The sequence below is a fragment of the Caloranaerobacter ferrireducens genome (assembly GCF_001730685.1).
Taxonomy (GTDB): domain Bacteria; phylum Bacillota; class Clostridia; order Tissierellales; family Thermohalobacteraceae; genus Caloranaerobacter; species Caloranaerobacter ferrireducens.
In genome coordinates, this window is the sequence record NZ_MDJR01000001.1 from 461,375 (window position 1) to 476,027 (window position 14,653).

Sequence of the window (14,653 nt, forward strand, 5' to 3'; positions counted from 1 at the left end):
ATAATGAAATTATTAATATCTAAGTAAGGATGATGGTTATGTTTGTGGATGTTGCAAAGATCTTTGTAAAAGGTGGAAATGGAGGACACGGAGCAGTTGCGTTCAGAAGAGAAAAGTATGAGCCATCTGGAGGACCAGCAGGTGGAGACGGTGGAGATGGTGGGAATGTTATTTTAGAAGTCGATGAGGGAATAAGGACATTAATGGATTTTAGATATAAACGTCATTATAAGGCAGAAAATGGTGAGAACGGAAAATCTAAAAAACAGTATGGTAAAAAAGGTAAAGATTTAATTTTAAAAGTTCCACCAGGCACTATAGTAAAAGATACAGAAACGGGTATTGTTATAGCAGATCTTACTAAAAAAGGAGAAAGATTTATTGTTGCAAAAGGAGGACGTGGTGGTAGAGGTAATGCTAAGTTTGCTACATCTACAAGACAGGCCCCTCGTTTTGCTGAAGCAGGTGAAAAGGGAGAAGAAAGATGGATAACATTAGAACTAAAACTTTTAGCAGATGTAGGATTAGTAGGATTCCCTAATGTAGGTAAGTCTACGTTGTTATCCACTTTAACTGATGCAAGACCTAAAATTGCAAATTATCATTTTACAACTTTGACACCTAATTTGGGTGTTGTTAGAATTTCAGATGATAATAGTTTTGTTATAGCAGATATTCCAGGTTTAATTGAAGGAGCACATATGGGTATAGGTTTAGGACATGAGTTTTTGAGACATGTTGAGAGAACGAGATTATTAGTTCACTTAATAGATGCATCTGGTTTAGAAGGAAGAGATCCAATTGAAGATTTTCATAAAATAAATGAGGAATTAAAAAAATATAGTCCTAAACTTGCAGACAAACCTCAAATTGTAGTTGCTAATAAAATGGATTTACCTCAGGCAAGAGAGAATTTTTCTAGGATTAAAGAAGAAATGGATAAACTTGGTTACGAATTAATTCCAATTTCTGCTGCTACTTCAAAGGGATTAGATGAGCTTAAGTATGCAATATGGAATAAACTTAAGGAAATTGGAGATCCAGAACCAATAGTTGAAGTTGTGGAAAATATTAATTTTTATGAATTAAATAAAAATAAAAATAAAGTTATTGTAAAGAAAGAGGGAGATAAATATATAGTAGAAGGAGATCCAATAGAGAAACTAATTAATTCAACTAATTTTGATGACTTAGATTCATTAAGGCATTTCCAAAAAGTTATGAGAAAGAGGGGAATCGTTGATGAATTGAAGAAGTTAGGAATAAAAGATGGTGAAATAGTTAGTATATGTGGTTATGAATTTGAATTTTTTGATTAAAGAGATGGAGGGGCAATAGAATAAATGGAGTGTTTTAACTGTGGAAATTGTAAGTTAAACGAATCAACATATTATTGTATAGCAAAAGGAGAAATAGTAATCAATTCTAATTACAAACCACAAGAGAAAGTTAGAAGTGGCTGGAAAAAAGGTAACAAAGATTATGAAATTCATAGAAGAAAGTCAAAGAAGGAAATAGAAGTATAAGGAGTGGTTTGGTGCTTACAGGCAGACAAAGAAGTTATTTAAAAAGTATAGCAAATGGTTTAGACCCAATTATTCAAATAGGTAAAAATGGTATATCTGAAAATTTAATAAAACAAATAGATGATGCTTTAGAAGCTAGAGAAATTATTAAAGTTAAAATTTTAAATAATAGTTTATTAGAAACAAAAGAGACAGCTAATGAAATTGCGAGATTAACTAATTCAGAGTTTGTACAGAGTATAGGAAATAAGTTCGTTTTATATAGAGAATCTAAAGAAAACAAAAAAATTGAGCTTCCATAAATATGAATAAATATATATAACCCTGGATAAAATATTGAAAAAACGGGAGGGTTATATATGGATAATAGAATGGATAAGAAAAATTACGTAAAGAAAAATACTGTTGCAGATAATGCAATAAAGGAAGCTCAAAATATTACAGGTGTTGTTGTAGGCGAGTTCCCAAATACACCTGGATTAATAAGTAAAAATATAGGAAACATGAATGACAGTGGAAAAGGGAGATTGGAATAATAAGCCAATCTCTTTGCTTTTTTATGAAAGGAGTGATAATATGGAAAAAAGAAATTTAAAACAATTAGAAAGGTTATTTGATAGTGGCTTCAAGTGTATAAAATATGAAGATGGAGAAAATGGCGAATTTAAGGCATATTTTAAGAATTTTGAAACGGAAAAAATAGATACAATAATTTCTAACGATAAAAATGAAATAACGAAGATGAAAGAGTTAATTGATGAAAATAGCTTGTATTAAAAAGGTACCTTTAATATGGTACCTTTTTTTTGTTTTTGAATAAGATATATTGAGAAGATATCATAAAAAGTTTAAAGGTGATGGTATGAGGAGATTTAAACAATATACTATAGAGCAAATTGAAATATTTTTAGATAAATATGAATTCAAAAGACAAATTTATGAAATACATTTTCATCATACGTGGAAACCAACTAAGAAAGATTATTTACAGGCGGAAGATAAAGAAAAGATTATTTTAGGCATGTGGAAATATCATACTGAGGTAAGAAGATTTACAGATATAGCACAACATTTTACTGTAGCACCAGATGGAACAATATGGGATGGAAGAGATTTGGAGAAAAGTCCTGCATCAATATATGGCAGAAATAATGGTGCAATATCTATTGAACATATTGGTAATTTTGATGAAGAGAAATTGGAAGGTATACAGTTAGAAGCAAGTATTAGACTAATTGCTGCAATAATTAAAAATATAAAAAATAAACAGGGTAGAGTACCAACTTTGGTATTTCATAGAGAATATAGTGATAAAACATGTCCAGGGCTTTTAGTTGATAAGGGCGAAATACTAAAACTTGTTAATGAAAGGTTGAAGTATTATGATATGCCATTTAAGGATGTAACTCCTGATATGTGGTCATATGAATATATTAAAAGGGCAGCAGAATTAGGCTTAATTAAAGGTGATGGTGAAGGTAATTTTAAACCTAAGGACTACTTGACTAGAGAACAAGGTGTAGCATTAATTATGAGATTATATGATTTGTTAAAGGGGGAAGATTAATGGAAACACTAATAATAATTGTAATAACATTTATAGCTGGAATTGCAGTTGCTAAGTTAATACCTTATATAAAAGATTTTAGAGTTACTTCTGAAGAAAAGGCAAAAGTACAAGAAATATTGATTGATACTGCTAAAAACATATTAGAAGTTGCTAATACAAAAGATAAAGAACAGCTTATATTGGCTATAACAAATATAACATATAGAGAACTTGAAAAAGAAAATATAAAAGGTTTTACTAAGAAAGATATTGAACTTATGGCTAGGATTATAGTAGATAAATTAGAAGCTTTATTTAAAACTAGGAATTAATATTCCTAGTTTTTGTTTATAATCCATAGGAAATTATACTCCTTATTAAACTGTAGATAAATTTATATATAATTTCCGTTTATGGATTTCAACAAAATTTTCCTTGATTTATTTAGATCAAAGATTTAGTTCAATAATTGCAATAAGAAATATTTGACTTATGTGTTTATTTAAAATAATATATAATATCATAACTTAAATAAGAGGTGTAACAAATGAATATTGATACACTTATTGAGTTAGCGCTTAAAAAAGAGAATAAAGGAAAAAGCATAGAATGTAAAAATCTTAAGAGAATTGGAATAATGGGAGGAACTTTTGATCCAATACATATAGGTCATTTAGTTATAGCAGAAGAAATTAGAAATGAGTTTAAATTAGATAAAGTGATTTTTATACCTGCAGGAAATCCTCCTCATAAAGATAATAAAAAAATAACTTCAGCTAGACACAGATATATAATGACGTTATTAGCTACACTTTCAAATCCTTATTTTGAAGTATCTACTATAGAAATAGAAAAGAAAGAAACTACATATACTATCGACACTATCAAAACATTAAGGAAAATATGCAATAATGTAGAGTTATACTTTATAACTGGAGCAGATTCTATTTTTGAACTTCATACTTGGAAAAATGTTGGTGAATTATTAAAGCTATGCAATTTTATAGCAGCAACTAGACCAGGATTTGAAATGGTTAAGCTTGAGAGGAAAATACAAGAAATAAAAAATGAATATGGTGTAAGTATTCATACTACGATGGTGACAGCTTTGCAAATATCATCTACTGAAATAAGGGCTAGAATAAGAGAAGGTAGAACTATTAAATATCTTTTGCCAGAAACGGTAGAGAAATATATTTATAAAAATAATTTGTATAGGTAAATAACTACAGGAGGGATGTATTATAATACACGAAATAAAGAAAAAGCTAAAATCCTATATTAATGAAGAAAGATTTATACATTCTATCGGGGTTATGGAAACAGCAGAAAAACTTGCTGATGTTTATGGATGTGATAAAAACAAAGCACGACTTGCTGGTTTGATTCATGATTGTGGGAAACTTAAGAATGATAGAGAATTATTGAAAATGGCATTTGAATTTGGTATAATTCTTGATGATGTCAAAGATGTTAATATTGCTTTACTTCATGCTCCTCTAGGTGCAGAAATAGCAAAAAATGAATTTGGGATTAAGGATTTGGAAATATTAAATGCAATAAGGTATCATACTACAGGTAAAGAAAATATGAGTCTATTAGAAAAAATTATTTATATAGCAGATTACATTGAACCTAATAGAGATTTTCCATCAGTAGAGGTATTGAGAGAATTAGCTTTTCTAGATTTAGATAAAGCAGTACTAATGGCAATGGATAATACGATAAAATATGTTGTAGATAATGGATGGATATTAGATATTGAAACTATAAAGGCAAGAAATTTTCTACTTAAGAAAATCCAAAGAGAAAGTTAATAAAATACATAGATTATAACAGCTAGGAGGTTTGAGGTAGTGACAAATATAGATAATAGAATATCAGTAATTTTAGAAGCCGCAGACAACAAAAAAGCTTTTGATATTAAACTTTTAGATATATCAAATATAACAACAATAGCAGATTATTTTATATTTGCAAGTGGTAATAATGAAAGACAGGTTATAGCGATAGCGGACGAAATTGAAGATAAAATGTATCAATTAGGATACGATGTAATCAGTAAAGAAGGGTATAGAGAGGGTAGATGGATACTACTTGATTTTGGCGATATAGTAGTGCATGTTTTTCATAAAGAAGACAGAGAATTTTATAATTTAGATAGATTGTGGATAGATGCTAAAGAAATAGATATTGACAATATAATCTAAATTTATCTATAATAGAGTAAATAGAATAAGGATTAAATAAAGAGTAGTAGGTAAATTAGGTTATTTCAGAGAGCCAGTGGTTGGTGTGAACTGGTATAACCGTTTACTGAACTTGCTTTATGTGAAAATGGTTGGTCTCCGTTATAGGACCTATGAGTGGGCTTACAAGCCAATTAGGGTGGTACCGCGGGATAACTTCTCGTCCCTAAGCAATTAGGGATTAGAAGTTTTTTTATTATATTATATAGTTTGTTATATAGGTATAGGTGTTAACTAGTAGCCTATAAGCTAAAAGTCATTAGCTGTCAGCAATTTTAGAATAAAAATTTTCAATAGTTTAAATAATAAAGGGTTAATTTGTTTCTTATTGTAGAAAAGAACAATAATGAAGGAGGGGTATGATGGCTTACAATTTTAGTAAAATCGAGAAAAAATGGCAAGAAATATGGGAAAGTAATAATGCTTTTAAAGCTAGTGAAGATGAAGCTCAAAAATACTATGTACTAGAAATGTTTCCTTATCCATCTGGTAAAATACATATGGGCCATGTACGCAACTATTCAATAGGTGATGTATTTGCAAGATTTAAGAGAATGAGAGGGTTTAACGTATTACATCCTATGGGTTGGGATGCGTTTGGTCTACCTGCTGAAAATGCGGCTATAAAACATGGTATACATCCTAACAAGTGGACATTAGAAAATATTGATGAAATGAAAAAACAACTAAAGAGATTAGGTCTTAGCTATGACTGGAATAGAGAAGTAACTACTTGTTTACCAGATTATTACAAATGGACACAGTGGTTCTTTATACAATTATATAAAAGAGGATTAGCTTATAAGAAAAAATCAGCTGTAAATTGGTGTCCTTCTTGTGAAACTGTATTGGCTAATGAACAGGTTGTTAACGGAGCTTGTGAAAGATGTGATACACCTGTTGGAAAAAAAGAATTAGAACAATGGTATTTTAAAATTACAGATTATGCAGAAAGATTACTTGAAGATATAAAAGAGCTTGATGGTTGGCCTGAGAAAGTTAAAATAATGCAGAAAAATTGGATTGGCAAGAGTGAAGGTGCTGAAATAGACTTTGAAATTAAAGATTTTGATAAAAAATTAAAGGTCTTCACTACTAGACCAGATACAATCTATGGCGTAACTTATATGGTAATGGCACCAGAACATCCATATATAAATGAATTAGTAAAAGGTACAGATTACGAAGAAGAAGTACTTGAATTCAAAAAGAAAATGGAATATATATCAGAAATTGACAGAACTTCAACAACTGCAGAAAAAGAAGGAGTTTTTATAGGAAGATACGCTGTAAATCCTGTTACTAAAGAAGAAATACCTATTTATATTGCCAATTATGTATTAATAGACTATGGAACTGGTGCTATTATGGCCGTACCAGGTCATGACCAAAGAGACTTTGAATTTGCTAAGAAATATAACATACCAATTAGACCTGTAATAAAACCAGTTGATGGAGATTTTGATGAGGATGATTTAAAAGAAGCATATACTGGCGAAGGTGTAATGATAAATTCTGATAAATTCAATGGTCTAGATAATAAAACTGCTAAAACCGAAATAACAAAATATATTGAAGAATTAGAAGTTGGAAAAGCTACTATAAATTACAGGCTTAGAGACTGGTTAATTTCAAGACAGAGATATTGGGGTACTCCAATACCTATAATATATTGTGATGACTGTGGGATAGTACCTGTTTCAGATGCTGATCTTCCAGTAAAGTTGCCAACAGATGTAGAATTTACAGGCAAAGGACAGTCGCCTTTAACTACAAGCAAGGAGTTTATGTACACTACTTGTCCGAAGTGTGGTAAAAAAGCAAGAAGAGAAACCGATACTATGGATACCTTTGTTGATTCATCATGGTATTTCTTAAGATATACTGATCCAAAGAATGAAAATGAACCATTCAATAAAGATAAAGCGAATTATTGGATGAAAGTAGATCAGTATATAGGTGGAGTAGAACATGCTATATTACACCTTCTATATTCTAGATTCTTTGTTAAGGTATTATATGACATGGGACTTTCACCTGTAAATGAACCTTTTAAAAATCTACTTACACAAGGTATGGTGCTTAAAGATGGGGCAAAAATGTCTAAATCTAAAGGCAATGTAGTAAGTCCAGAAGAAATAATTTCTAATTATGGTGCTGATACAGCAAGATTATTTGTATTATTTGCAGCTCCACCTGAAAGAGATTTAGAGTGGAGTGACCAAGGAGTAGAAGGATGTTATAGATTCTTAAACAGAGTATATAGGTTAGTAGAAGAGCTAAAAGAAGTATATAATAATAAGTGCGAAATTAATATTGATCAATTAAGTAAAGCTGATAAGAATTTAAGATATGTTTTACATTCTACAATTCAGAAGGTAACTATTGATGTAGAAGATAGATTTAACTTCAATACAGCTATAAGTAGCATTATGGAACTTGTTAATGAAATATATAAATATAAGGATAATGCAGAATCCAATGACTATAAGAATGCTATCCTAGCAGAAGCGATTGATAATTTAATATTATTACTAGCGCCTTTTGCTCCACATCTAGCTGAAGAACTTTGGAATTTAGTTGGCAATGAAGGAAGCGTACATCAACAAAAATGGCCTGAGTATGATGAAAAAGCTATAGTTAAAGATCAAATAACAGTAGTAATTCAAGTGAACGGAAAAGTGAGAGATAAAATCGAAGTTGATGCTAATATTGATAAGGAAAGCTTAGAAAAATTAGCATTAAATAGCGAAAGAGTTAAGAACTTTATAGAAGGTAAAGAAGTTAAAAAAGTTATAGTTGTACCTAAAAAATTAGTTAATATAGTTGCAAAATAACAAAATGGATTATAAAAAAACAATAAAGAGGAGGAGAGAAAATGGATAAAAAAGTAATTTCAACAGATAAGGCACCAAAAGCTATTGGACCATATTCTCAAGGAATAGTAGCAGGTAATATGATTTTTACATCAGGTCAATTAGCTATTAATCCAGAAACAGGTGAGCTTGTACAGGATGATATTCAGAAAGAAACTAGGCAAGCTTTAGAAAATTTAAAGGCTGTACTTAAAGAAGGTGGCGCAACTTTAAATGATGTAGTTAAAGTTACTCTATATATTAAAGATATGAATCAATTTAGTAAAATAAATGAAGTATATGAAGAGTATTTCTGTGAAAATAAACCAGCAAGATCTTGTATTGAAGTTGCTAGACTACCTAAGGATGGAAATGTTGAAGTTGAAGCAATTGCAATAATTTAATACAAAAAATATTAGAAGCTGCGTATTAAGCAGCTTCTAATATTTATAACGGTTACTATAGCTAAAAGTAATCTCTCTTCTTAATCTTCTTCTTTTTGCTCTCTTATATCTTTTATAACCAATAAATATTCTCCATATTATAAACATTACAATAAACCAAAACCACCATTTTTTAAATAATGATTTCCCATCTGTTGTTTCAACAACTCTTATAATTCCTTTTTGATTTATTTCCATTGCAGATACAATATTGGCAGCTGCAATTACTTCACCATCCAATTTATATTCTACCCTTCCAATTACTTGGTCTTTTGTAATTGGAGCAGTAATTTTATCAGGTAAAATTATATCTTTTACTATATCATTTTCTCTTCCTTTAGGAATTATAGAAAAAACAGATTTATTTATTATACCAGTAACAAAAGGCTTGTCCCCTTTTATAACATCAATATTTTTTATAAATTCATTTTTGAAAGATAATTGTTTTGTAGTAAAGTTATCAAAACCATAATTCAAAAGCTTATGTGTATCTACATAAACATTAGTTCCTACTGCATGAAGGACTACACTGATTAATCTTAAATTCCCTCTTTTTGCTGTTGCAACGAGGCATTGTTGTGCTACATATGTGTATCCTGTTTTAATCCCATCCGCTCCGTCATATTTTATATTTACTGTTTTACCATCTACAACTATTTTATTACCAGAGCCTGTTCCATATAGTAGTCTGTTAGCTGACTTCAAATATCTAGGCTCATCTTTTTTATTTGTAGGTGGTATTGTATATTTATAGTTCTTTACAATGCTTCTAAAAGTATCATTTTCCATTGCATATTTAGCCATCATTGCTAAGTCATACGCTGTAGTTGTATGGTTTTTATCTGGTAGTCCATGAGGATTTGTAAAATGAGTATTTTTAGCACCAATTTCTTTAGCTTTCTTATTCATTAAGTCGGCAAAATTTTGGGTAGAACCTGATATGTGCTTTGCAATTGCTGTTGCAGCGTCATTAGCAGATTCTATTAACAATGCATATAATAGGTCTTTTAAAGTTATCATTTCTCCAGGTTCTAATGCTATGTGGCTTCCACTAATTTCATAGGGCGTTTTATCATCAATAACTACTGTATCATCAAGATTTCCATACTCTAAAGCTAAAATTGCTGTCATAATTTTTGTAGTACTAGCTGGAAACATTGGTTTATGTGCATTTTTTTCATACAATATTTTACCAGTATTAGCATCGATTAATATAGCAGCTTCAGCCGAAATATCTAATTTTTTATTTGCGTAAGATAATGCAGGTATATTTATTAGTAAAAAGATGGTTACAAATAGTGCTATGATTTTTTTCACGTATATCACCTCTACTTGTGTTTTTTAATTACGTTTTAATCAACTATATTATAGTATAGCAGAAATTTTGTTCTTTTTTAAGGCATACGCTATTTTAAAATATATAATTTTACTTTTTAGGACTTTAGCAGTAGAGTTACATTGTAATATATGGGAAAAATGAAATATACAAAATAAAAAGGATTTTTTTAGAATATATAGAATAAGATATTATTAATTTAGTTTTTTAACAGTTAAATATAAAACATATATGATAGGAAATGGGGGATGTGGTTGTGAAAAAATTTCTTGTTTACCTATTAACTATAATTTTTATTTTATCAACATTAACGGGGTGTGGTGGTGTTACTAGTACAGACTCTGAAAAAATTGATAAAAGCATGACTGGAATGAGAGATTATTCTCATAAAGTATTGTATGGAGATGAAGTTGTAGTAGTTTATGGAACAATAGGCAGTAAACAAGATACTGCTGTTTTGTATAATTTAGCTAAGTCATATAGTCAGGGATTTCAAAAAGAAATTAGAGACAGATTTATTATTAAAAGTGATGTTGAAGTTAATGAAGATGATATAAAAAATAGGCATATCATTATATTAGGAAATCCTGAAACAAATCAACTTTTTGCAAAAATAAATGAAAAGCTTCCTATGAAAATAATAGATGGAAGTCTTGTAGTTGGTGATAAAGTCTTTAAAGATGAATCTGTTATTTTTAAGTATCTTATACCTAATCCTTTAAATAAGAAGAAATATTTGATTGTTAATGGAGCGTTGAATAAAAAATATATGCCTTACATTTTGTATGTAACAACACCTTCGAGAAACGCAGAATATGTTATTAAAGTAAATAAAAACGAAAAATATATAGGAATGTTTAATAAAACTGATACACAGTGGCTTATAAATAAGATTGGCGAAAATTCTTGGAAGGATGATTTTAAAACTAAAGAAAGTGAACATTTTATTTTCCATTATAGTCCGTTAAATGATAACGTAGAGAAAAATATTAATAAAATAATTGAAGAAAGAGAAAAGGCTTATGAAGAAATATCTAGTAAACTTAATATTAGTTATGATGAGAAGATAGATTACTATCTTTTCATGAGTGATAAAATAAAGCAAATTTATAAACAGTGGGATTTTGATTTTTGGCTAGGGAATATTTATGAAGTTTATAATAAAGAAAATAAAGATAGTTTTTATAAATATTTTATATATAAGGTATTGATAGATAAATCAGGATTACCATTAAGTAAATTTACACAATTAGGACTATATGGTGCTTTAGATATAGATTCAAAATATAGTGGGATAAATATTAAGGATGTTGTAAATTCTGATGATTATGTACCGTTAGAATATTTAACTACAGGTTTATTAATAGATCGTAGTTTTAACAGAGATATAGTTTATCCTGAAATATTTTCTTTTGCAAAGTACCTTGTAGACAAATACGGTTTTGATAAATATATGGAATACTACAAAACTAATTTATATGAAGAAACTGATAAAGCACTTTACAGTGTATATAAGAAGGAATTATATGAATTAGAAGGAGAATGGCTTGATTACATAGAAGGTATAGAGGGTGAAAATAGTGAAAAATAATTATAAATTTATAGTTTTAATTATAACTTTAATTATATTTTTAACAGGATGCGGGTCGTATATTGACCCGTATAATTTTAATAAAGATAATGCATACAAATATATAGCTGAACTTTCATCAGATAAGTATGAAGGAAGACTGCCTGGTACAGAAGGAAATAGAATGGCACAGGAGTATATAGCAAAAGAATTTGAAAAAATAGGACTTGAGCCAATAAATAGTAATGGGAGTTACTTTCAGACATTCAAGATTATTTCACCTTTTTTAAACAAACCAGTAAAATTTGAGGTTTTAGATAGAGAAGGTAATGTTATTAAGAGATATAAATTAAGAAAAGATTTTATTGAAAATACAAGAGACTACTCAAAAGGCGGTCAAGTTAGCGGCAAAATAAAATATATAGGTTCATTAGATGATATTGAAACAGGTAAAGATAATATAGTACTATTCTATGACGACTTAAGAGATTTGGAAAAAGCCAAAATGTTAGTTAAAAAAGGTGTTAAGGCTGTAATAAGACCAACAACTATGGATTTAAAAGGAAAAGAAAAAAATTTATTAATAAAAACTGTTTATATTGGGGAAAAGGCAGATAAAAAGGTCGAAGGTAAATTTATTGATATAGTAGTAAGACAAGAAGTATTTAAAGAATTAGTTGATTTTAGTAATAAAGGATATAGTGTAAATATAGATATTAATTTAGTGTTTAAAGAAGTAGAAGTTTCAAATGTAATAGGTTATATTCCAGGCAATGATGAAAAGCTAAAAAAAGAAGTTATTCTTATAAGTGCACATTTTGACCATATTGGTACTGACCCTGACGGTTCAGTATTTAATGGAGCTTTGGATAATGCTTCAGGAACTGGTATGCTTTTAGAGCTAGCTAGAGCTATAAAAGAAAGCGGGAAAAAGCCAAAGAGAACTATCGTTTTTGCAGCATTTAATGGGGAAGAGAGTGGACTTCAAGGGTCAAAATACTATGTATTTTCACGTCCATTTCCACTTATGGGTACTAAAGTTTTTAACATAGATATGATAGGCTCTAAAGAAAAAGTGAAACTTGAGATTGATACTTTTCCTTCGCAACAAAGAGGAACAGTAGGACAGCTTGTAAGTAGCGAACTAGTAGACAAAATAGCTCAGGTAGCAGAGAAACGCGGGATAGAGTGCAGTGTTGATTCATTTTCGAGTAATAGTGACCACTTAAGCTTTGATCTTAGAGGAGTTCCAGCTGTTACTATAACACATCCAGCTGACAATTTAATACATACCGTTGAAGATGATATTTCCAATATTGATAAGGAAAGATTAGGAGAAGCTGGAATGCTAATGCTTAGCTTAATAAATTATTTTGCTTTCAGTACAAAGGATATAAGCAAAAATGTTATTTCTAAAGAACAGTTATATGCATTAAAAACTATACCTATTTATTTTTCAGCTATTTTCTTAATAGGTCTAGTATTTATATTTGCAGTTAAGTCAATAAATAAAAATGAAAAGTTAAAAGAGAAGTTTAGTGGAAGACCAATATTTACATCAATCTTAATAGTGATAATGCTATTATCTATATTGATATACAATAGCAGCTATGAAGCAGAAGAAACAATTGCTGTAAAACCTCTTTCAAAACCTTGTGAAAATCAAGTAAAGGTTACAGGTGAAAATATTGAAAAAATATTAGATTTTCAAATTGATGATAATATTAATGTTTTAGTAAAAGATAAAAAAGGAATTAAAATTATTGTACTAGATAAAGATGGCAAAGTTAAAGATGAAAAGCTTTTAAAAATTCCTTATGAAAAAAATAATAAATATGTGTTAAACTCAAATAAAGTTTATTATGCTTATGAAAAAAATCTGTTTTGTTTGACTAATGAATCTGAAAGAGCAGAAAAAGTATTAGAAAACATAAATGATTTTACTATATTAGAAAATCAGGGTAAAAAGTATATCATTGTAAGTAGTGAAGATGAAATTATTGTAAAGTCTGAACAATGGGAAAAGAACATCAAAGATAAAAATATTTTAAACGTTTTAGCTCAAGTAGATTATAAAGACAGGATATTTATTTTATATAAGCAGAAGAATAAAGGGAATATTTTAATTAAATATGCTGCATTAAATGCTGATGGGGAACTTAGTAATCCAGTTAGACTATATACTTTAAAAGAGGATTCTCAGCTAGCTTTTGGAATAGATAAAGCTAAAGGGTATATATTTTTTAAAGAACAAGAGGATTATTACTATTTAACTTTTTACTTAAGCAATAGAAAGAACAACATAGTCAAAAAAGAAAAAATAGAGTTACACGATGCAGGAGGAGCTATAGCAGAAATTAAGGAAGTACCTACTATAGTTAATAATAAAGAAATAGATGGTATTGATTTATATATGAGTATAAATGCTGAAAATCACCTGGGTAAAAATTATATATATTTCCTAAGCTTTTTTAATGGGAAACTTAGAAAAACTGATTTAATTTACGAAACTAAGAATAATAAAGTAACAAATTCAGTTATAGATACTGATAAGAAAGACATATATATTGCTTGGTTAGAAGGTAAAAATAAAAATATTTTAAAGGTATCAAGTTCAAATGAGTATTTTGGATTTAACAGTTTTAAAAATGAATTTTTAGTAAGATCAAGCAGAATAATTAAAAACCTATTTTTAGCTTTTATTGTATTGCTGACAAAATTACATTGGGTAATACCAGGAGTTTTACTTTTGATATTATTTAAGATTTTTAAGAAGGATGAATGGCTAGCTAATGGTAAAGCTATTTATATAGCTGTTTCACTTAATTTTATCTGTCAGATTGCTACATTTAAAATGCCAAATTTGATAGGAATAAGTTATGAAAGTATAATAGTTACATTTTTTATAGGAATTATTGCATTAGGTTTAGTGTTGTTTTATAGATACGAAAAGGGCAAAGCTTCGTTTTTAAGATTATTTATAATATTTACAATTATAAACATGATATTTATTTCAACTTTATATGCACCATATACTCTAAAAGGTGGTTTGGAAAGACTAAATAGGACAGAGATGTTTAATAAAGAAGAATACTAAAATTATAGAAAAGATAATGTTAAAATGA

The 14,653-nt window shown here is 28.8% G+C and carries 15 protein-coding genes and 1 other annotated feature; of the genes, 14 read left to right on the forward strand and 1 reads right to left on the reverse strand.

Annotated features, from left to right (window positions below):
- The first annotated feature begins 38 nt into the window (after positions 1–38).
- The 12 genes from obgE (at position 39) to BFN48_RS02285 (ending at position 8,583) form a co-directional block, all read left to right on the forward strand.
- Positions 39–1,319 carry a GTPase ObgE gene (gene obgE / locus BFN48_RS02235; protein WP_069649238.1) on the forward strand — a complete coding sequence of 427 codons (1,281 nt, stop codon included), beginning with the start codon at positions 39–41 and terminating at the stop codon, positions 1,317–1,319.
- Positions 1,320–1,343: 24 nt separating this feature from the next.
- A complete protein-coding gene (locus tag BFN48_RS02240) occupies positions 1,344–1,526 on the forward strand; it encodes a hypothetical protein (RefSeq protein ID WP_069649239.1) in 183 nt (60 codons plus the stop codon).
- An 11-nt stretch (positions 1,527–1,537) separates the two neighbouring features.
- Positions 1,538–1,828 carry a ribosome assembly RNA-binding protein YhbY gene (gene yhbY, locus BFN48_RS02245; protein ID WP_069649240.1) on the forward strand — a complete coding sequence of 97 codons (291 nt, stop codon included), beginning with the start codon at positions 1,538–1,540 and terminating at the stop codon, positions 1,826–1,828.
- Positions 1,829–1,885: 57 nt separating this feature from the next.
- Positions 1,886–2,062: a hypothetical protein gene (locus BFN48_RS12325; RefSeq protein ID WP_176718791.1), complete on the forward strand. Its 177-nt coding sequence runs from the start codon at positions 1,886–1,888 to the stop codon at positions 2,060–2,062.
- 40 nt (positions 2,063–2,102) lie between these two features.
- Positions 2,103–2,303: a hypothetical protein gene (locus BFN48_RS02250; protein WP_069649241.1), complete on the forward strand. Its 201-nt coding sequence runs from the start codon at positions 2,103–2,105 to the stop codon at positions 2,301–2,303.
- 85 nt (positions 2,304–2,388) lie between these two features.
- Positions 2,389–3,093, forward strand: a complete 705-nt coding sequence (locus tag BFN48_RS12555; protein ID WP_069649242.1) for an S-layer homology domain-containing protein — start codon at positions 2,389–2,391, stop codon at positions 3,091–3,093.
- The gene (locus BFN48_RS02260; RefSeq protein WP_069649243.1) at positions 3,093–3,407 is read left to right on the forward strand and encodes a hypothetical protein; all 315 of its coding nucleotides are present in this window, start codon (positions 3,093–3,095) and stop codon (positions 3,405–3,407) included. The genes BFN48_RS12555 and BFN48_RS02260 overlap by 1 nt, the downstream gene beginning before the upstream one ends.
- Positions 3,408–3,622: 215 nt before the next feature.
- Positions 3,623–4,297, forward strand: a complete 675-nt coding sequence (gene nadD, locus BFN48_RS02265) for a nicotinate-nucleotide adenylyltransferase (RefSeq protein WP_083238742.1) — start codon at positions 3,623–3,625, stop codon at positions 4,295–4,297.
- A 58-nt stretch (positions 4,298–4,355) separates the two neighbouring features.
- Entirely contained in the window at positions 4,356–4,892 is a 537-nt protein-coding gene (gene yqeK / locus BFN48_RS02270; RefSeq protein ID WP_278287300.1) for a bis(5'-nucleosyl)-tetraphosphatase (symmetrical) YqeK, read from the forward strand.
- A gap of 39 nt (positions 4,893–4,931) precedes the next feature.
- Positions 4,932–5,285: a ribosome silencing factor gene (rsfS, locus tag BFN48_RS02275; RefSeq protein WP_069649245.1), complete on the forward strand. Its 354-nt coding sequence runs from the start codon at positions 4,932–4,934 to the stop codon at positions 5,283–5,285.
- 30 nt (positions 5,286–5,315) lie between these two features.
- Positions 5,316–5,495, forward strand: a binding site (T-box leader).
- Positions 5,496–5,686: 191 nt separating this feature from the next.
- The gene (leuS, locus tag BFN48_RS02280; RefSeq protein ID WP_069649246.1) at positions 5,687–8,161 is read left to right on the forward strand and encodes a leucine--tRNA ligase; all 2,475 of its coding nucleotides are present in this window, start codon (positions 5,687–5,689) and stop codon (positions 8,159–8,161) included.
- Positions 8,162–8,202: 41 nt separating this feature from the next.
- Positions 8,203–8,583, forward strand: coding sequence for a RidA family protein (locus BFN48_RS02285; RefSeq protein WP_069649247.1), 381 nt, complete (start codon positions 8,203–8,205; stop codon positions 8,581–8,583).
- Between the two features lie 36 nt (positions 8,584–8,619).
- On the opposite strand, the gene BFN48_RS02290 is transcribed toward BFN48_RS02285, so the two are convergent.
- Positions 8,620–9,939: a D-alanyl-D-alanine carboxypeptidase family protein gene (locus BFN48_RS02290; RefSeq protein ID WP_069649248.1), complete on the reverse strand. Its 1,320-nt coding sequence runs from the start codon at positions 9,937–9,939 to the stop codon at positions 8,620–8,622.
- 275 nt (positions 9,940–10,214) lie between these two features.
- Between BFN48_RS02290 and BFN48_RS02295 the strand changes: the two genes are divergently transcribed.
- Together BFN48_RS02295 and BFN48_RS02300 are read left to right on the forward strand one after the other, a co-directional pair.
- Positions 10,215–11,549 (forward strand): gluzincin family metallopeptidase, encoded by a 1,335-nt coding sequence (locus tag BFN48_RS02295; protein WP_069649249.1) that lies wholly within the window; start codon positions 10,215–10,217, stop codon positions 11,547–11,549.
- On the forward strand, positions 11,530–14,625 hold the full coding sequence (locus BFN48_RS02300) for a M28 family metallopeptidase (protein ID WP_069649250.1): 3,096 nt from the start codon (positions 11,530–11,532) through the stop codon (positions 14,623–14,625). Before BFN48_RS02295 ends, BFN48_RS02300 begins: the two co-directional genes overlap by 20 nt.
- Positions 14,626–14,653: the final 28 nt, after the last annotated feature.